This window comes from Pseudomonas syringae (assembly GCF_021605415.1).
In the GTDB taxonomy this organism is placed as follows: domain Bacteria; phylum Pseudomonadota; class Gammaproteobacteria; order Pseudomonadales; family Pseudomonadaceae; genus Aquipseudomonas; species Aquipseudomonas syringae_S.
Genome location: NZ_WKEQ01000002.1, coordinates 37,467 through 56,127, shown reverse-complemented (window position 1 = coordinate 56,127; position 18,661 = coordinate 37,467). Strand labels below are relative to the sequence as shown.

Below are 18,661 nucleotides of genomic sequence, written 5' to 3'. Positions count from 1 at the left end.
TGGTTTAAATGGCAAAACGCCGCGACGGCATGAGCCGGTCGCGGCGCGGGTATTTCAGCAATTGAAGCGGGTTTTACTGGATCTGCCCGTGGCAATGCTTGAATTTCTTGCCCGAACCGCAGTAGCACAGTTCGTTGCGGCCCAGCTTCTGCTCGTTGCGAACCGGCGCGGCGGCGAGGGCCACATCAACCTCTTCACCGATCTGCTCAGGCTGCGCTTCGAGGCCAGGCGCCTCGGCGTGTTCGAACTGCATGCGAGCGGCCAGTGCTTCGGCTTCCTGACGCAGGCGCTGTTCTTCGGCTTCCGGATCTTCGCGGCGAACCTGAACGTGCGACAACACACGAATCGAATCGCGCTTGATCGAATCGAGCAACTCGGAAAACAGGGTGAACGACTCGCGCTTGTATTCCTGCTTCGGGTTCTTCTGTGCATAACCGCGAAGGTGAATGCCGTGACGCAGGTGATCCATGGTCGACAAGTGGTCTTTCCACAGGTCGTCCAGCACGCGCAGAACGATTTGCTTCTCAAAGGAGCGCAGTGCTTCGGCACCGGCCTGGTCTTCTTTATCGTTGTACGCGGCCATCAGCTCGGTCATGAGCTTTTCACGCAGGGTTTCTTCGTACAGGTGATCGTCTTCGTCCAGCCACTGCTGGATCGGCAACGCCACACCGAAGTCGCTCTGCAACGCCGCTTCCAGACCGGCGACATCCCACTGCTCAGGCAACGACTGCGGCGGAATGTGTGCGCTGACGGTGGCGTTGAGCACGTCCTGACGGAAGTCGGCGATGGTTTCACCGATGTTGTCGGCGGCCAGCAACGTGTTACGCATGTGATAGATCACTTTACGCTGTTCGTTGTTGACGTCATCGAACTCGAGCAGTTGCTTGCGAATGTCGAAGTTGCGGCCTTCAACCTTGCGCTGCGCTTTCTCGATGGCATTGGTCACCATGCGGTGCTCGATCGCTTCACCGGACTGCATGCCCAAAGCCTTCATGAAATTCTTCACGCGGTCGGACGCGAAGATGCGCATCAGGCTGTCTTCCAGCGACAGGTAGAAGCGGCTCGAACCGGCATCGCCCTGACGGCCGGCACGGCCACGCAACTGATTGTCGATACGGCGCGATTCATGACGCTCGGACGCGATCACCTGCAAGCCGCCGGACTCCAGCACTTGCTGGTGACGCTTCTGCCAGTCGGCCTTGATCTGCGCGATCTGCTCAGGAGTCGGGTTTTCCAGCGAAGCGACTTCCACTTCCCAGTTACCGCCCAACAGAATGTCGGTACCGCGACCGGCCATGTTGGTGGCAATGGTCAGCGCGCCCGGACGACCGGCCTGCGCAATGATTTCGGCTTCTTTTTCGTGGAACTTGGCGTTGAGCACCTTGTGCTCGATGCCTTCCTTGTTCAGCAGGTCCGACACGTGCTCGGACGTCTCGATGGTCGCGGTACCCACGAGCACAGGACGACCGGCGGCGATCGACTCCTTGATGTCGTTGATGATCGCGGCGTATTTCTCCTCGGCGGTGAGGAACACCAGATCGTTGTAGTCTTTACGCGCCAGCGGCTTGTTCGGCGGAATGACCATGACCTGCAGGCCGTAGATCTGGTGGAATTCGAACGCTTCGGTGTCGGCGGTACCGGTCATGCCGGACAGCTTGTTGTACAGACGGAAGTAGTTTTGGAACGTGGTCGAGGCCAGGGTCTGGCTCTCGGCCTGAATGTTCAGGTTTTCCTTGGCTTCGATGGCCTGGTGCAGGCCTTCGGACAAACGACGGCCAGGCATGGTACGACCGGTGTGTTCGTCGACCAGGACAACCTGCCCGTCCTGCACGATGTATTCAACGTTGCGATGGAACAACTTGTGCGCACGCAGACCGGCGTAAACGTGGGTCAGCAGGCCCAGGTTATGCGCCGAGTACAGGCTCTCGCCTTCGGCCAGCAAGCCGACGCCGGTGAGCATTTCTTCGATGAACTGGTGGCCGGCTTCGTTGAGTTCGACCTGACGGGTCTTCTCGTCAACAGTGTAGTGGCCAGCCTTGGTGACTTCGCCTTCGACTTCTTCAACGTGCAGTTCCAGCTGAGGGATCAGTTTGTTGATCTCCATGTACAGCTTGGAACTGTCCTCGGCCTGACCGGAAATGATCAGCGGGGTACGGGCTTCGTCGATAAGGATGGAGTCGACTTCGTCGATCACGGCAAAGTTGAGTTCGCGCTGGAATTTTTCTTCCATGCTGAACGCCATGTTGTCGCGCAGGTAGTCGAAACCGAATTCGTTGTTGGTGCCGTAGGTGATGTCAGCGGCGTAGGCGGCGCGCTTCTCTTCCGGCGGCTGGAACGGCGTCACGACGCCGACGGTCAGGCCGAGGAATTCATAGAGCGGACGCATCCAGTTGGCGTCCCGGCGGGCCAGGTAATCGTTCACGGTCACAACGTGCACGCCCTTGCCGGACAACGCGTTGAGGTAAACGCCCAGCGTTGCCACCAGGGTCTTGCCTTCACCGGTACGCATTTCGGCAATCATGCCTTCATGCAAGGTCATGCCGCCGATCAGCTGAACATCGAAGTGGCGCATGCCCATGACGCGCTTGCCGGCTTCGCGAGCGACCGCAAAGGCTTCGGGCAGCAGCTTGTCGAGGGATTCCCCTTTGGCGATGCGCTCCTTGAACTCATTGGTCTTGGCGCGCAACTGATCGTCCGAAAGGGCCACCATTTGCTCTTCGAAGGCATTGACGAACTGCACCGTCTTGAGCATGCGCTTGACTTCACGCTCGTTCTTGCTTCCAAAAAGTTTCTTTAACAAAGGCGCAAACATATCGGCAGGATCTTCCACACTAAAGGGATGGAGGGCGGCCCCGTGAGTCGCCCGTGCAGCCCTCATGGCCGCATGCGAACGAGCATTCTACCCGGAAACGGTGGTGAGGAAAGTGGGGATATTCCACGATGCTGGCACTGCGCTTTGACGGGGCTTACTTTAAATAGGGGCGTTTTGTTCAACTTCAAGCGATCAGGGGCAGAAGTTAGTCGTTGATTTAATGGGCAAAGCGGGGACAAAAGCAATGGGCCGGTGCGATGGGCGCTTTCTGCTACCATGGCGCCTCTGTAACTTCAGGTGTTCGATCATGGCATTCCGCCCTCTCACGGCCAGAGCACCCGCCGTCCTGCTTCGCGAAGCCAAACCGCTGAAAGCCATACTCGGCCACGCCCAACGACTCGGCCATTTGCAGCGCCTGCTCGAAAGCCAACTGCAACCCGCCGCCCGCGCGCATTGCCACGTGGCGTCATGGCGAGAAGGCAGTCTGTTGCTGATCGTCACCGACGGCCATTGGGCCACGCGCCTGCGTTATCAGCAGAAACGCCTGCAACGGCAATTGCAGATGTTCGACGAGTTCGCCAGCCTGACGCGGATTCTGTTCAAGGTGCAGCCGCCGACCGTCCAGCAGGGCGCGGCCGGACATACGATGGATTTATCGACGGATGCGGCGGCGACGATTCAGTCAACGGCCGATGGCATCAGTGATCCGGGATTGCGCGCGGCACTGGAGCGACTGGCGGCGCACGCCAAAGCCAAAACCTGACGCAAATCCAATATGGGAGCGAGCCTGCTCGCGTAAGCAATGTACTAGCCAACAACGATGTTGATTGCCAGGACGCCTTGGCGAGCAGGCTCGCTCCTACATTCGGATCAGCGGCGTTTGCTGCCGCCGAGCAGGGAGCCCATCAGGCCGCGCACCAATTCTCGGCCTAGCCGATTCGCCGCTTGGCGCATCGCCGATTTCAATGCCTGCCCTGCCGCCGTGCCGAGAAACTCGCCTGCCTTGTCCGCAAGACTCGGTTCTTCATCCGCAGGCTTGTCCGGCGCGGCTTCCGGGGCCAGCCCCTTGCGACCCATCAATATTTCATAGGCCGACTCACGGTCGATCGGTTTGTCGTACCGCCCCTTGAATGGCGACCCGGCAATCAGCATCGTCCGCTCAGTTTCAGTCAACGGCCCGATCCGCGATTGCGGCGGCGCCACCAGCACGCGTTGCACCATTTCCGGCGTGCCTTTTTCCGCCAATGTGCCAACCAGCGCCTCACCGATGCCCAGTTCGGTCAATACCGACAGGGTGTCGAAAGAAGGATTCGGGCGAAAACCCTCAGCCACGGCACGCAGCGATTTCTGCTCTTTGGCGGTAAAGGCACGCAAGCCGTGCTGCACGCGCAAACCCAACTGGGCCAGCACGTCGTCAGGCAAATCCCCCGGCGACTGGGTGACGAAATACACGCCGACGCCTTTGGAGCGAATCAGCCGCACCACTTGTTCGAGCCGATCCTGCAAAGCTTTCGGCGTACCGGCGAACAACAAGTGCGCCTCGTCGAAGAACAGCGCCAGCAGCGGTTTGTCGGCATCGCCACGCTCCGGCAGTTGCTCGAACAGCTCGGCCAACAACCACAGCAGGAACGTCGCGTAGACCTTCGGCGCCTCGTGCACCAGACGGCTGGCGTCCAGCAGGTGGATGCGGCCGCGTCCGTCGGCGGCCGGTTGCAGGATGTCTTCCAGTTGCAGCGCCGGTTCGCCGAACAAGGCTTCGGCGCCCTGCTGCTCCAGCGTCGCCAGCCGACGCAACAGCGCCTGACTGGAACCGGTGGTCATCAGCGCCGCGTCATCCCCCAGCAACTGCGGATTGTCCTTGAGATGATTGAGCAGCGCCTTGAGGTCTTTCAGATCCAGCAGCAGCAAACCTTCGCGATCCGCCACTTTGAACGCTGCATACAGCGCCGACTGCTGGCTGTCGGTCAGTTCGAGCAGGCTGCCGATCAGCAGCGGACCCATTTCACTCAAGGTGGTGCGCAGCGGATGACCGGTCTCGCCGTGGATGTCCCACAACGTCACCGGATAAGCCTGAGGCTTGTGGTTCAGCCACGGCATGCCGGCGATGCGCTCGGCGACTTTGCCCTGTGGGTTACCGGCGGCGCCGAGGCCGCAAAGATCGCCCTTGATATCAGCGGCGAACACCGCGACACCCGCGTCACTGAACGCTTCAGCCAGACGCTGCAAAGTGACAGTTTTACCGGTGCCGGTGGCGCCAGCGACTAGCCCGTGGCGGTTCGCCAGACGCATGGCCTGGCCGATCGGTTGTCCAGAAAGATCGGCGCCGATCAAAAGTTGCGAAGAGTCAGGCATTTGGTCACCCATGGTTAATCTTTGATCCGGTTTGGCGCAGAGGACAGGTGTACGACCAGGACTGACAATCGGGTCGGACATTTCCTAAGCAGAGACGGAAATACCAGCTTAGCCATCATCGTCCACTTCGCCTGCCCTATATAAAAGCACGCCCGGGCCATTAGGACCCTAGCGGAACCGAGTTTAAAGTTATAAAGATCAAAGTTCGCAGCCTGCGGCAGTTCCTACAAGATAAATGTCAGGCTGCGATCTTTTGTTGCACCCTCTACGCACAACTCAGACCGAACATCCATTGCGTATAAAGGTCAACCAAGGGAGTACGACCAAGCGGAGGGATGAGCATCGTGCACATCGCTGACATCACCATGTTCTACGCCCCGGCCAGCGGTGGCGTGCGCACTTATCTTGACGCCAAGCATCGTCGCCTCGGCCTCAGGCCAGGCATTGATCACAGCCTGCTGATTCCCGGGGCCAAGTTCGGCGTACACGATGGCATTTACACCGTTCCTGCCCCCGCCCTGCCCTTCGGCAAGGGTTATCGATTCCCTGTCCGTCTCGCACCTTGGCGAAATGTCCTGCAGGATTTGCAGCCCGATCTGATAGAAGTCGGCGATCCCTACCTTACTGCGTGGGCTGCACTGGATGCGCGGCGGCAACTGGATGTGCCGGTGATCGGTTTTTATCATTCGGATTTGCCGTTACTGGCGAGCAACCGCATGGGCCAGTGGGTTACGCCAAATGTCGAGGCATACGTGCGCAAACTCTACGGAAACTTCGACAGAGTGCTGGCGCCGAGCAAAGTGATGGCCGACAAACTCAGCGGCTTAGGGGTGCGCAATGTTTTCGTACAGCCTTTAGGCGTGGATCTGCAAACTTTTCACCCCAGTGCCCGGGATCCAAACCTGCGCGCGCAGCTGGGTATTGCCGAAGATACTCGCCTGCTGATCTTCGCCGGACGCGGTTCCAAGGAAAAAAACCTGCCGGTGTTGCTCAACTGCATGAAGCGTCTCGGCCCGCGTTATCACCTGCTGCTGGTCGGTTCATCAATGCCCGCCACGGTGCCGGACAATGTCAGCGTGTTCGACGAATTCTGCCCCGCCGCCCAAGTGGCGAGACTGATGGCCAGCGCTGATGCCCTGCTGCATGCCGGCGACCAGGAAACCTTCGGCCTGGTTATTCTTGAAGCGATGGCCTGCGGGATTCCGGTGGTCGCCGTGGCAGCCGGGGCGTTTAACGAAATCGTCAACGAGGATTGCGGCTTGCTGTGCCCACCCAACAATGCCCATGCCATGGCCAACGCCGTGCGCGAGTTGTTCAGCCGTGGCAGTTCGAACCTGGGTCGGCAAGCCCGCCAGTACGTCGAGCGCCGCTATGCGTGGGACACGGTGGTCAACAGCCTGCTCGGCCATTATCGCGCGGTGCTCGGCAACACCATCCCGAAGGTGGCGCATGCCTGAGCCTCTGACAGAACGCGCGTTGCTGCTGGTGCTGCACGACGTGGCCCCTTCGACCTGGACCGATTACCAGCCGTTTGTCGAGGCCGTCGACGCCTTGGGCAACGTGCCGATGACCTGGCTGGTAGTGCCGGACTTTCACCGTCATGACGCGCTGCAATCCAGCCCGGAATTTCGCCGATTGCTTAGCGCTCGTGTCGCCCGTGGCGATGAATTGGCGCTGCACGGTTTTTTCCACGATGATCAGGAACCGTCTCCTACACACCCGCAGGACTGGTTCATGCGCAGGATCTACACCCACGAGGGCGAGTTCTATCAATTATCCCGGCCAGAAGCGCTGACTCGGTTGCAGGCGGGCATACAAGTGTTCCGTCGCCATGACTGGCCGCTGCACGGTTTCGTCGCGCCTGCCTGGCTGATGAGCGAAGGCACGCGTCAGGCTCTGACGGAACTGCCGTTCACTTACACCAGTGATCCCCAACATCTTTATCGGCTGCCGGATTTCGCCCCCGTTGAAGCGCCCGGTCTGGTCTGGAGTGCCCGCAGTGCCTGGCGTCGAGGCTTGTCGAAAATGCTCAGCGATCAACGCGAGCGGCGCTGGCGTGAGGCGTCGGTGATCCGCCTGGGCCTGCACCCCGTGGACATGCGCCACAAATTCTCTCGCGACTACTGGATGCAAACCCTGCAACGCCTGCTCGGTGAAGGACGCGTAGCGATGACCAAGGCCGACTGGCTGGCCCGGCAAACCGCACGCCTGGAACACGCAGCATGAGTCGCGGCATTATCCTGTTGATCGGTCTGATCGCAGCGGTACTGATTCCGGCGGTGCTCGGCGGCAGCGAAACCTGGCAGCGCTTGCAAGCCTTTCCCCTGCAATGGTTGATGGTCATGTTTGGCATGATTCTGTTGTGCTGGGTCATCAATACCTGGCGCCTGCGCCTGCTATTGGGCGATCAGCGCGAGCGCGTCACGCGCATCAAGAGTCTTGGCGTGGTGATGGCCGCCGAGTTCGCGTATTGCGCCACACCCGGTGGCAGTGGCGGGCCTCTGACGATTATGGCGCTGCTGGCTCGCAGCGGCGTGCGCCCGGCCCGGGGCAGCGCAGTGTTTGCAATGGATCAACTGAGTGACTTGCTGTTTTTTCTCTGCGCCTTGAGCGGGATTCTGATTTACGCGTTATTCCAGCACCTGAGTGATCGCCTGGAATGGCTGTTGATGGTCAGCGCCGTGTCGCTGTTCGGCGGTTTGTTCAGTTGTGTATTACTGGCGCGATATCACCGCGCCTTGATTCGCCTGAGCGGCCGCTTGTTGGCGCAAATGAATGTCAAAGGCGCCACGCGCCGTCGCTGGGCGCGCAAACTTTTGCATTTTCTGGCGGCATTCACCGATACGTTGAAATTGCCATGGCAGACGTTGAGCAAGGTGTTCGCACTGACCTGCGTGCACTGGCTGCTGCGCTACAGCGTGCTGTATCTGGCGCTGCGCGGTCTGGGTGCGGATTTGCAGTGGGCCTGGTGCTTTTTGATTCAAATGCTGTCACTCGGCGCCGGACAGTTCAGCCTGTTGCCGGGCGGCGCGGGGGCGGCGGAACTGACATCCGCTGCGCTGTTGGCGCCGATGGTGGGGAAGTCCACGGCGGCGGCGGCGATTCTGATCTGGCGGGTGGTGACGTATTACTTTTATCTGCTGGTGGGTGGGCCGGTGTTTCTATTGATGCTGGGGCGACCGCTGTTGAAGAAATTAATGAGTGCGCGGCAGGTTTGAAAATCTGAAGATCGCAGCCTTCGGCCTCTCCTACAGGGGATCGGTGTCTTCGTCGGGGTCGGGCTTCAGCTGTTCCCACAATTCTGCCGCGCCGGGGAATTCGGTGCCGTCCTCCGGGCCCATGTCGTCCGGGTCATAACGGCTCAGGCAGCCCTCCCCCAAGGTGGCGGGCGCTTTGGAGGTGGCTTTATCCAGCGGATCGGTCATAGCGAAATTCCTCGGTGCAGAAACGGCGAAGGGCCTGAAGCGATTGAACGCCCAGGCCCTTCGAATTTCAATTGCCGGGTTCGATCAGAACACGACCGTCTTGTTGCCGTGCACGAGCACGCGATCTTCCAGGTGATAACGCAGACCACGCGCCAGCACCATTTTCTCGACGTCACGGCCGAAACGCACCATGTCTTCGATGCTGTCGCTGTGGCTGACGCGCACCACGTCCTGTTCGATGATCGGGCCGGCGTCCAGTTCTTCGGTCACGTAGTGGCAGGTCGCGCCAATCAGCTTCACGCCGCGCAACGACGCCTGGTGATACGGCTTGGCCCCGACAAACGACGGCAGGAAGCTGTGGTGAATGTTGATGACTTTGTGGGCGTATTCGCGGCACAGCGCCGGTGGCAGGATCTGCATGTAGCGGGCCAGCACCACGACTTCGGCGTCATGCTGTTTGACCAGACGCGACACTTCGGCGAAGGCCGGTTCCTTGTCCTGCGGATTGACCGGGACATGGTAATAAGGAATGCCGTGCCACTCGACCATGCTGCGCAGATCGTCGTGGTTGGAGATCACGCAGGAGATTTCGCAGTCCAGCTCATCGCTGTGCCAGCGGTGCAGCAAGTCGGCCAGGCAGTGGGATTCGCGGCTGGCCATCAGTACAACGCGTTTTTTCTGCGCGGTGTCGGTGATGCGCCAGTCCATCGAAAACTCTTCGGCAATCGGCGCAAAGGCTTCACGCAACGCTTCAATACCGAAAGGCAGCGAGTCGGCACGGATCTCGTGACGCATGAAGAACCAGTCACTCTGATTGTCAGAGTGGTGGCTCGCTTCGGTGATCCAGCCGTTATGGGACGCCAGAAAGTTACTGACTTTGGCAACGATGCCTACGCGGTCCGGGCAAGAAATCACCAGCCGATAAGTGCGCATGTGGGGGAAACTCCAGAACTTCGCAAAGGCCGCCATTCTAGCGACTGCGCGGAAAAACTGCAGTATTGATGACAGCTGCGCATCCCGTCGCCACCGCATGCGCCAACAGAACGAGGCGCAATGACGACCAATGGCGCAGTGATGGCACACTTTTCAGGGCGTTTGTAAATATCGCTGGTGACTGCATCACATTATTAAAACGAATATTCAATTCCTGGATTTTCCCTGTAACTAATTTAAATAAAAACTCCGGTTAAATGTTTACTTGATGAAACACCCTGACTATTATTGCGCCACTGTCCCCTGCCATTCCGCTTTCACTCATAAGGTAGTTCCCATGTCCTTGATCAACGAATATCGCGCCACCGAAGAAGCAATCAAAGAGCTGCAAGCCCGTTTGAAGAACCTGTCCGAAGACGACAAACTGCAAGCAGAGCTGGAATTTGAAGGCAAATTGCGCACCCTGATGGGCGAATACTCCAAGTCGCTGCGTGACATCATCGCGCTGCTGGATCCAGAGTCCAAGTCCAAGGCTCCACGCGGTGGCGCAGTAAAAACTACCGGCACCAAGCGTGCACGCAAAGTTAAACAATACAAAAACCCGCACAACGGCGAAGTCATCGAAACCAAAGGTGGCAACCACAAAACGCTGAAAGAGTGGAAAGCCAAGTGGGGCGGTGACGTGGTTGAAGGCTGGGCTACCCTGCTGGGCTAAGCCGCAACCGACGTCGCAGGCTTGTTTGCGAAAAAAACGCCAGCCCTGTGCTGGCGTTTTTTTATACCCGGATTAAAGCCCTGTTCAGTATCAAAGAGTCAAACGTTTGCGTAATGCCTCGACATAACTTCGCCATTCACTCAACACTTTCTGTTGCAGGGGCGTCGCATTAAACGACCACTCGGCGGCGGCTTCGGCAAAAGAGGCCAGCGTATTAGGAGCGCCCCACTGAGGATCGGACAAGCGCTGCCGACAAAAGGTTGTCCAACGTTCTAGCTCTTCAAAATTCAACGTCTCGGGAAAGTTACGTGCTCGGTATCGAAACAATAACTCGGGTAAACGTTCATCATCGAACGGCCAATGACCGTGCGCCAACTCTGCCGGATCAGAGGTTCTGACTTGTTCGCACAGACGCCGATCCCGATCACCGATAAATCCGTCATACAACTGCTGTTCCGGGTCTTCATTCGGCGTGAAATTTTCACTGGCATAAATGTCCGACAATTTATCCACCCACACTTGCTGTGCGTCACTTAGTCGCAATGCACGGGCCTGATAAAGCGCCATGTCCAGCCCCAGCCGTTGCTGATCTTCGGCGCGCAAGACCGACAACGGCGCCACCACCGGGCATCGATTGATGTGAATGACCTTCAACGGTACCGGCAACTCGCCGTCCAGCAGATCGTCCCGGCGCGTATATAAACGCTTGCGCAGGGTTTCGGCGTCCAGGTCGAGCAGGCCTTGAGGGTCGAGGTGCAGGTCACAGACGATCAACGCGTTGCGATTGCGCGGATGCCAGGCCAGTGGCAACACCACGCCGACATAATGCCGGACCGCCGAGAAACGCCCGGAGATGTGCACCACCGGCTGCAACAGACGAATCTGATCCATGACTTTTTGCTTGCTGCGCAACTGGAACAGCCAGTCGTAGAGCTTGGGCTGCTTCTCGCGGATCAGCCGGGCCAGGGCGATGGTCGCGCGCACATCCGACAACGCTTCGTGGGCATGACCATGGTCAAGGCCGTTGGCGGCGGTCAGGCGTTCCAGTTTGAGCGTCACCCGCCCTTCATCATCGGTTGGCCAGACCAGCCCGTCAGGGCGCAGCGCGTAGGCGGCGCGCACCACGTCGATCAGATCCCAGCGACTGTTGCCGCCCTGCCATTCCCGGGCGTAAGGGTCGAAAAAATTCCGGTACAGGCTGTAGCGGGTCATCTCATCGTCGAAACGCAGGGTGTTGTAACCCGCGCCACAGGTGCCCGGCGCGGCGAGCTGGGCGTGAATGCGCGTCATGAAATCCGCTTCGCTCAAGCCCTGCTCGGCGAGCCTGCCCGGCGTGATACCGGTGATCACGCACGCGGCCGGGTGCGGCAGGATGTCTTCGCTGGGCTGGCAGTAGAGGTTGACCGGTTCGTCTATTTCATTGAGCGCATGATCGGTGCGGATTCCCGCCACCTGCAACGGCCGGTCGTTGCGCGGATTGATGCCGGTGGTCTCGTAGTCGTACCAGAAGATTGAAGTCACGGGCGATTCCTGAACAGAAGATCGGCGAAGTCTAGGCGGTCGAGCGTGCCGACGGCCAGCGGTCGATCATTGAAGCACCTCGGGCAACACTCTGTGCAATACATAGTTATGTCGTTTTCCATTAAGAGGCTGTTAGCATCGGGCGACGTCAAATCCCGATCAGGCCACATCAGGTAGCCCATGCTCGAGAACACAGCACCGCAACGGAACGCACCGCTGATTGCGCCACTGGACACCCGGCATCGGATCGAAACGCCGGAAGGCATCGACCTGCCGCTACGGCCGGCAGGGTTGATGGTGCGCGCGTTGGCGTTCGCCATTGATCTGGGTATGCGCGGGGTTATTCTCGGTGTGTTGTTTCTCGTGCTGGCGCTGCTGGGCGAATTGGGGATGGGGCTGGGCTCGCTGCTGCTGTTCGTGGTGAGCTGGTGGTACATGGTGCTGTTCGAAGTGCTGCGTCAGGGCCGCTCGCCGGGCAAACAGTACATGGGCCTGCGGGTGGCGCATGACGATGGCACGCCGGTCGGCTGGTCGGCTTCGCTGGTGCGCAACCTGCTGCGTTTCGTCGATCTGCTGCCGTTCGGATATTTCCTCGGCGCGGTCAGCTGCCTGCAACACCCGACCTTCAAACGCCTCGGCGATATCGCCGCCGGCACGCTGGTGGTCTACAACGAACAACCATTGAAGCGACCGCAACTGCCGCAAGCCGAACCCCGCCGCTCACCTGTTCCACTGACCCTGAATGAACAACGCGCACTGCTCGCCTTCGCTGAGCGTCAGGGCGAATTGTCGCCGCCCCGGGTGGCGGAACTGGCCGCCCTGCTGGCTCAGCCATTACAGATTTCTGCCCCGAATGCTGTCAACGAACTCAACGGCATCGCTCGCGGCTTGCTGGGCCCGGCATGAAGCAGAGTCTTTTTGAAAGTCGGCACAAGGCCGAATGGGAACGCTTCGGGCTGGCGCTCGAACGTTTGGAGCGGGGCAAAGAAACCTCGCAAGTCGCCGATTTCCCCCAGGCCTACCGACGCCTTTGCCAGCATCTGGCCCTGGCGCAGGAGCGCGGCTACAGCAGTTATCTGATCGACACGCTGCAACAACAAGCCCTGCGCGGCCATCAGCAGTTGTACCGCCATCGCAGTCGGTTGGGTGCCAACCTGCTGAGTTTCGTCCTCGCCGATTTCCCCCGGCTGGTGAGGGCCGAGTGGCGTTTCGTGCTGGCGGCTGGCGTGCTTTTTTTCGGCAGTCTCGTCGGCTTCGGCCTGCTGGTGTATCTGTTTCCGGAGTTGATCTACAACCTGATCCCCGCCGACCAGGTGCGCGAGTTGCAAGGCATGTACGACCCGGTCGCCGGTCATCTCGGCCGCTCCGCCGAACGCGCGGCCAGTGAAGACTGGGTCATGTTCGGTTACTACGTCATGCACAACATCGGTATCGCCTTTCAAACGTTCGCCAGCGGATTGCTGTTCGGATTGGGCAGTGCGTTCTTTCTTTTTTACAACGGGCTGATGATCGGCGCCGTGGCGGGCCATCTGACCGAGATCGGCTTCGGCGAGACCTTCTGGTCATTCGTGATCGCCCACGGCGCCTTCGAACTGACCGCCATCGCCCTGGCGGGTGCGGCGGGGCTGAAAATGGGTTGGGCGTTGATTGCGCCGGGGCGTTTCACTCGCACTCAGGCGTTGAAAGACGCCGCGCACCAAAGCGTCCTGTTGATCTGCGGCGTGATCCTGTTTTTGCTGATCGCGGCATTTACAGAAGCCTATTGGTCATCGAAAACCACGGTCGCGCCATCGACCAAATACCTGATCGGCACCACGCTGTGGATCGGCGTGATCGCCTACCTGACGTTCGCCGGAAGGAATCGCCATGCGCCTGAGTGACGCGACCGTGGTGATTCGTCCTCGTCCGACCTGGGAAGCCATGGATCTGGGCGTACTGCTCAGCCAGCGGCACCGACGCCTGTTGATGACCAGTTGGGCCATCGTCACCCTCCCGGTATTTGCAATGCTCAGCGCGTTGCTGTGGAGTTCTCCTTCCATCGCCTTGCTGTTGTTCTGGTGGTTGAAACCGGCCTTCGAGCGCTTGCCGCTGTACATCCTCTCCAGCGCATTGTTCGGTGAAACACCGACCCTGCTTCAGGCGTTGCGCCAGTGGCCACGCTTGCTCAAGCCGCAACTGCTCGCCAGTCTGACCTGGCGCCGTTTCAGCCTCAGTCGCAGTTTTCTCTTGCCGGTCATCCAGCTTGAAGGTCTGGGCGCAGAGGCCCGTCAGCAACGGTTACAGGTGTTGCTGCAACGCGACGCCGGTGCGGCGCAATGGCTGACGGTGATCGGTGCGCATCTGGAATCAGCGTTGTGGATCGGCTTGATGGTGCTGTTCTATTTGTTCCTGCCGCAGCACGTCGAAACCGACTGGAACTGGCAGACGCTGATTTTCGCCTCCGGCCACGACTGGCTCTGGCTCGAACACTTGACCAACGCTTTTTACGTGCTCGTGCTGGTGGTCTGGGAGCCGGTTTATGTGGCCTGCGGTTTCAGCCTTTATCTGAATCGCCGTACCGTGCTGGAAGCCTGGGACATCGAGCTGGTGTTTCGCCGCTTGCGCCAACGTCTTGCCGCGAGTGCGCCGTTATTGTTGCTGATCGCTTGCCTGCTGATCCCTGCCCCGCCGGTCTGGGCCGAAGAGCCAATCGATGCGCCCGATGGGCCACGCCTGTTGAATCAGCCGCTCAACAGTCAGGACGCGCGCAACAGCATCAAGACGCTCATCGAACAAGCACCGTTCAGGAACAAGGAAACCGTCACCCGCTACCGGTTTGGCAACGAGCCCGATCCCGCCAATTCCACCGACAACAAAAACGGTACGCCGCAGTGGCTCAAGACATTGCTCGGCTGGTTGAACAGGCATCGATTCGACGGGTTGGCCGGGCTGCTCGAAGTGTTGCTCTGGGGTGCGCTGATCGGCGCCACTGGCTGGCTGATCTGGCGCTACCGCGAGTGGTTGCGAGCCTTCGGTAGCCGTCGCCCGAGTCTGGCGCGCAACGTTAAAAGGTCTGTGCCGCAGCAAGCCGTTGGCCTGGATCTTGGCCTGCAAACCTTGCCTGAAGATGTCGCCGGCACCGCCGAAGTACTCTGGCAAACCCAGCCTCGCGCCGCGCTGAGTCTGCTTTATCGTGGACTTCTCAGTCACTTGCTCCACGACCACAACCTGACCCTGAAACCCGCCGACACCGAAAGCCAGGTGCTGGCTCGGATCGAGTTGCTGCAGCGCCCGGATCTGCTCGCCTTCAGCCGCCTACTGACCGGACACTGGCAGAACATGGCCTATGGGCATCGCGCACCGGCGGCACACTTGAAACAGGAATTATGCGATGGCTGGCGGGCTCTATTCGGTCCCGGAGCGAGCCATTGAGTCGGCGCACGGGATGGGTGATAGCGGCGCTGATAATGGCGTTGTTGGGGGCGCTGATCGCGTTCCTTTACCTGAAAGCCAAGCCCTATCAAGAGACCATCGATCACGGTCCATCCCCGGCCGCCCAGGCCAATCCGTATCTGGCGGCGGAGATGTTCCTGCGCGGTCGGGGCATCGATGTCGGCCACGCCGAAACCCTGGCCGCGCTGCCCGACATCGATCCTCGTGGACATGGCCTGCTACTCTTCGGCGACCGTTCGAGAATGTCCCCACGCCAGGTCGATCAGGTGCTGAACTGGACGCGAGCCGGCGGGCGGCTGATCTTCGTCGCCGAATCCATCTGGGATGAAAAGACCGGACAGAGCAACGACCTGCTCCTCGACCGCGTGGGGCTGCATCAATCACTGAGCAAGGATCTCAACCCACCGCCCGATGATCAGCCCAAAGATCCTTATCCGTCGCTGACCAAGTTGTATCTGGAAGACGAAGACGCGCCCGCCTATGCCGGTTTCGATACGGCGTTTCATCTCGAAGACCCGAACAACCTCGCCCAAGCCTGGGCCAACAGCGCCAAGGCCACGCACATGATGCAGCTGAACCATGGGCTCGGTTCGATCACCGTGGTCACCGATGCCGACCTGTGGAAAACCCCGGCCATCGCCCGATACGACAACGCCTGGCTGCTCTGGTATCTGAGCGCCGACACCGCCGTCACGCTGATTTTCAACACTGAGCACGATGGTCTGCTGACGCTGCTCTGGCGTTTTTTCCCACAGGCAATCATCGCGCTGCTCGCCTTGATCGGCCTGTGGCTGTGGCATGTTGCCATGCGGCATGGTCCGGTTCACGCACCCGTCCCGGCCGGTAGGCGCCGGTTACAGGAACACCTGCTAGCGAGCGCTGACTTCCAGTTGCGGCACAACGGTCAGCACACGTTGTTGCAAGGCTTGCAGCAAGACGTTCTGCGCCGCGCACGCCACCGTCATCCAGGCTTCGAACGCTTGAACGTTGCCGAACAATGGCTGGTGCTCGCGCGCTTGACCCGACAACCCACGCGCGCCATCAGCCAGGCCTTGAGTCCGCCATCGAAAAAACGTGTGTCCGATACTGAATTCAGCCGCCAGGTTGCCCACCTGCAAACCTTGAGGAATTCCCTATGAGTGAACCCACCGAGCCCGGCAGTGCGAGTCACGCCGCGCAACAACGGCAACGCGCCAGTCAACTCGCCCAAGCCGTACGTGGCGAATTGCAAAAGGCGCTGATCGGCCAGAATGACGTCATCGACGATGTACTCGCCGCCCTGATTGCCGGCGGCCATGTGTTGCTCGAAGGCGTGCCGGGACTGGGTAAGACCTTGTTGGTGCGGGCTCTGGCCCGCTGCTTTGGTGGCGAGTTCGCGCGCATTCAGTTCACCCCGGACCTGATGCCCAGCGACGTCACCGGCCACGCGGTCTATGACCTGAAAACCGAGCAGTTCAAGTTGCGCAAAGGCCCGTTGTTCACCCACCTCCTGCTCGCCGACGAGATCAATCGCGCACCGGCGAAAACCCAGGCAGCGCTGCTCGAAGCCATGCAGGAACGCCAGGTCACACTTGAGGGCCGGGCCTTGCCCATTGCGCAACCGTTCATGGTGCTGGCGACGCAGAACCCGATCGAACACGAAGGCACTTACCCGCTGCCCGAAGCCGAGCTCGACCGTTTCATGCTCAAGGTGCGCATGGATTACCCCGACGCGGATCAGGAGTTGAACATGGTCCGTCAGGTCAGCCGTTCGACCCGCGCCGACATGCTCGACGTGCAGCCCTTGCGTACCGTGTTACAAGCCAAGGACGTTCAAGCGCTGCAACGCATCGCCAGCGATTTGCCAATGGACGATCAAGTGCTCGATTACGCCGTGCGTCTGGCCCGCAGCACCCGCACCTGGCCCGGGCTGATCCTCGGCGCAGGGCCGCGCGCATCGATTGCGCTGGCACGTTGCGCCCGCGCCCGCGCCCTGCTGCGTGGCGGTGAATTCGTTTTGCCGGACGACATCAAGGGCTGCGCGCTGGCGGTGCTGCGCCATCGCGTGCGCATTGCGCCGGAGCTGGATATTGAAGGCCTGCAAGTGGATCAGGTGCTCCAGCAATTGCTCGATCAAGTCCCGGCGCCGCGGCTGTGAAACCTTCGCGCCTGTTACTGATCTGGCTGGCCACGTTGCTGGCTGTCGGCATTGTGCTAGGCGCATTGCAGGCGCTCGACCTTGCGGTGCCAGCAAGCCTGCTGGCAATCAACTGGGGTTTGCTGCTCGCCCTGCTGATACTGGCGACTGTCGATGGCATCCGCCTCTGCCGCCTGCCTTCCCCGCGCGTGCAGCGAAAAATGCCCGGTAGCTTGGCGCTCGGGCGATGGCGCGAGGTTCGGCTGCAAGTCACGCATGATTTCGAGCAAACCCTGACCGTGCAGATTTTCGACCATGTGCCCCACGGGCTCGATCTGGAAAACCTGCCGCTGTCTGTCGAGCTGCAATCGGGCCGCGCCAGCCAAGTGGGCTATCGATTGCGCCCACTCAAGCGCGGCCATTTCAACTTCGAACGTTGCGAAATCAATCTGCCGAGCCCGCTCGGCCTGTGGTCAGGCAAGCGCCTGTTGAGCGTTCCCGGCAGCGTTCGTGTCTATCCGGACTTCGCCCGACTCTATGGTGGGCAACTGCTGGGTGTGGACAACTGGCTCAACCAGCTCGGCGTGCGCCAGCGGCAACGACGCGGACAAGGCCTGGAATTTCATCAACTGCGCGAATTCCGCGAGGGCGACAGCCTGCGCCAGATCGACTGGAAAGCCACCGCACGCCAGCGCACGCCGATTGCTCGCGAATACCAGGACGAGCGCGATCAGCAGATCATTTTCATGCTCGACTGTGGCCGGCAAATGCGTAGCCAGGACGGGGAACTGTCGCACTTCGACCATGCGTTGAATGCGTGTCTGCTGCTCAGTTATGTGGCGCTGCGTCAGGGCGACGCCGTCGGGCTGAGCACGTTTGCCTGTGAACAGCCGCGCTATGTGGCGCCGGTTAAAGGCTCGGGGCAGCTGAATGTGTTGCTCAACGCGGTTTATGATCTCGAAAGCAGTCGACGTACTGCGGACTATCAAACAGCAGTCAGCCGATTACTGGCCAGACAAAAGCGTCGGGCGTTAGTCGTTCTGATCACCAACATACGCGACGAGGACGATGAATTGCTGATGGCCGTAGAACGTCTGAGTTGTCAGCATCGAGTATTAGTCATCATTCTGCACGAAGAGGTGCTTGACGAGCTTCGCCAATTTCCAGTGCAAACGGCACACGAAGCGCTGACTTACTGTGGGACGATAAATTACCTGAACACTCAGTCCGAAATTCTTGAACGGCTGAGCGCTCAGGGTATTTCGCTATTTCAAACTCGATCCGCCGCGTTAGGTGCAAAGTTAGTGACGTCGTATCTCGCGGAAAAAAAAATCCGGAACGTGGTAAGCGATTAG

Annotated in this window: 16 protein-coding genes; 11 read left to right on the top strand and 5 right to left on the bottom strand. The window is 59.9% G+C overall.

Going from position 1 to position 18,661, the window contains the following annotated elements; translation table 11 throughout:
* Nucleotides 1–73: 73 nt before the first annotated feature.
* Entirely contained in the window at nt 74–2,812 is a 2,739-nt protein-coding gene (gene secA / locus GIW69_RS01850) for a preprotein translocase subunit SecA (protein WP_236480445.1), read from the bottom strand.
* Between the two features lie 307 nt (nt 2,813–3,119).
* On the opposite strand from secA, the gene GIW69_RS01845 reads away from it, so the two are divergent.
* A complete protein-coding gene (locus GIW69_RS01845; RefSeq protein ID WP_236480444.1) occupies nt 3,120–3,575 on the top strand; it encodes a DciA family protein in 456 nt (151 codons plus the stop codon).
* Between the two features lie 107 nt (nt 3,576–3,682).
* On the opposite strand, the gene GIW69_RS01840 is transcribed toward GIW69_RS01845, so the two are convergent.
* A complete protein-coding gene (locus GIW69_RS01840) occupies nt 3,683–5,164 on the bottom strand; it encodes a helicase HerA-like domain-containing protein (protein WP_236480594.1) in 1,482 nt (493 codons plus the stop codon).
* 335 nt (nt 5,165–5,499) lie between these two features.
* On the opposite strand from GIW69_RS01840, the gene gpgS reads away from it, so the two are divergent.
* Genes gpgS through gpgF form a run of 3 tightly spaced genes read left to right on the top strand, consistent with a single transcriptional unit; the run spans nt 5,500 to nt 8,382 of the window.
* Nucleotides 5,500–6,621, top strand: a complete 1,122-nt coding sequence (gpgS, locus tag GIW69_RS01835; protein WP_236480443.1) for an N-acetylglucosaminyl phosphatidylglycerol synthase — start codon at nt 5,500–5,502, stop codon at nt 6,619–6,621.
* Nucleotides 6,614–7,390, top strand: a complete 777-nt coding sequence (gene gpgD, locus GIW69_RS01830; protein WP_236480442.1) for an N-acetylglucosaminyl phosphatidylglycerol deacetylase — start codon at nt 6,614–6,616, stop codon at nt 7,388–7,390. The genes gpgS and gpgD overlap by 8 nt, the downstream gene beginning before the upstream one ends.
* Nucleotides 7,387–8,382 (top strand): glucosaminyl phosphatidylglycerol flippase, encoded by a 996-nt coding sequence (gpgF, locus tag GIW69_RS01825; RefSeq protein WP_236480441.1) that lies wholly within the window; start codon nt 7,387–7,389, stop codon nt 8,380–8,382. The genes gpgD and gpgF overlap by 4 nt, the downstream gene beginning before the upstream one ends.
* 30 nt (nt 8,383–8,412) lie before the next feature.
* Here the strand turns inward: gpgF and GIW69_RS01820 are convergent, their stop codons facing one another.
* Nucleotides 8,413–8,589 (bottom strand): hypothetical protein, encoded by a 177-nt coding sequence (locus tag GIW69_RS01820; protein ID WP_236480440.1) that lies wholly within the window; start codon nt 8,587–8,589, stop codon nt 8,413–8,415.
* An 84-nt stretch (nt 8,590–8,673) separates the two neighbouring features.
* Entirely contained in the window at nt 8,674–9,522 is an 849-nt protein-coding gene (gene purU / locus GIW69_RS01815; RefSeq protein ID WP_236480439.1) for a formyltetrahydrofolate deformylase, read from the bottom strand.
* Nucleotides 9,523–9,859: 337 nt separating this feature from the next.
* On the opposite strand from purU, the gene mvaT reads away from it, so the two are divergent.
* The gene (gene mvaT, locus GIW69_RS01810) at nt 9,860–10,237 is read left to right on the top strand and encodes a histone-like nucleoid-structuring protein MvaT (RefSeq protein ID WP_236480438.1); all 378 of its coding nucleotides are present in this window, start codon (nt 9,860–9,862) and stop codon (nt 10,235–10,237) included.
* A gap of 90 nt (nt 10,238–10,327) precedes the next feature.
* On the opposite strand, the gene sbcB is transcribed toward mvaT, so the two are convergent.
* Nucleotides 10,328–11,758, bottom strand: a complete 1,431-nt coding sequence (sbcB, locus tag GIW69_RS01805) for an exodeoxyribonuclease I (RefSeq protein WP_236480437.1) — start codon at nt 11,756–11,758, stop codon at nt 10,328–10,330.
* Between the two features lie 180 nt (nt 11,759–11,938).
* Between sbcB and GIW69_RS01800 the strand changes: the two genes are divergently transcribed.
* From GIW69_RS01800 to GIW69_RS01775, 6 genes are read left to right on the top strand one after another with little or no spacing between them, the layout of a single operon-like run.
* Nucleotides 11,939–12,664: an RDD family protein gene (locus tag GIW69_RS01800; protein ID WP_236480436.1), complete on the top strand. Its 726-nt coding sequence runs from the start codon at nt 11,939–11,941 to the stop codon at nt 12,662–12,664.
* Complete coding sequence (locus GIW69_RS01795) at nt 12,661–13,638, top strand: stage II sporulation protein M (RefSeq protein WP_236480435.1); 978 nt, start codon at nt 12,661–12,663, stop codon at nt 13,636–13,638. Before GIW69_RS01800 ends, GIW69_RS01795 begins: the two co-directional genes overlap by 4 nt.
* Nucleotides 13,625–15,169, top strand: a complete 1,545-nt coding sequence (locus tag GIW69_RS01790; RefSeq protein ID WP_236480434.1) for a DUF4129 domain-containing protein — start codon at nt 13,625–13,627, stop codon at nt 15,167–15,169. Before GIW69_RS01795 ends, GIW69_RS01790 begins: the two co-directional genes overlap by 14 nt.
* Before the next feature lie 35 nt (nt 15,170–15,204).
* Entirely contained in the window at nt 15,205–16,329 is a 1,125-nt protein-coding gene (locus GIW69_RS01785) for a DUF4350 domain-containing protein (protein WP_496570886.1), read from the top strand.
* Complete coding sequence (locus GIW69_RS01780; RefSeq protein ID WP_236480432.1) at nt 16,326–17,327, top strand: AAA family ATPase; 1,002 nt, start codon at nt 16,326–16,328, stop codon at nt 17,325–17,327. Before GIW69_RS01785 ends, GIW69_RS01780 begins: the two co-directional genes overlap by 4 nt.
* Nucleotides 17,324–18,661: a DUF58 domain-containing protein gene (locus GIW69_RS01775; RefSeq protein WP_236480431.1), complete on the top strand. Its 1,338-nt coding sequence runs from the start codon at nt 17,324–17,326 to the stop codon at nt 18,659–18,661. Before GIW69_RS01780 ends, GIW69_RS01775 begins: the two co-directional genes overlap by 4 nt.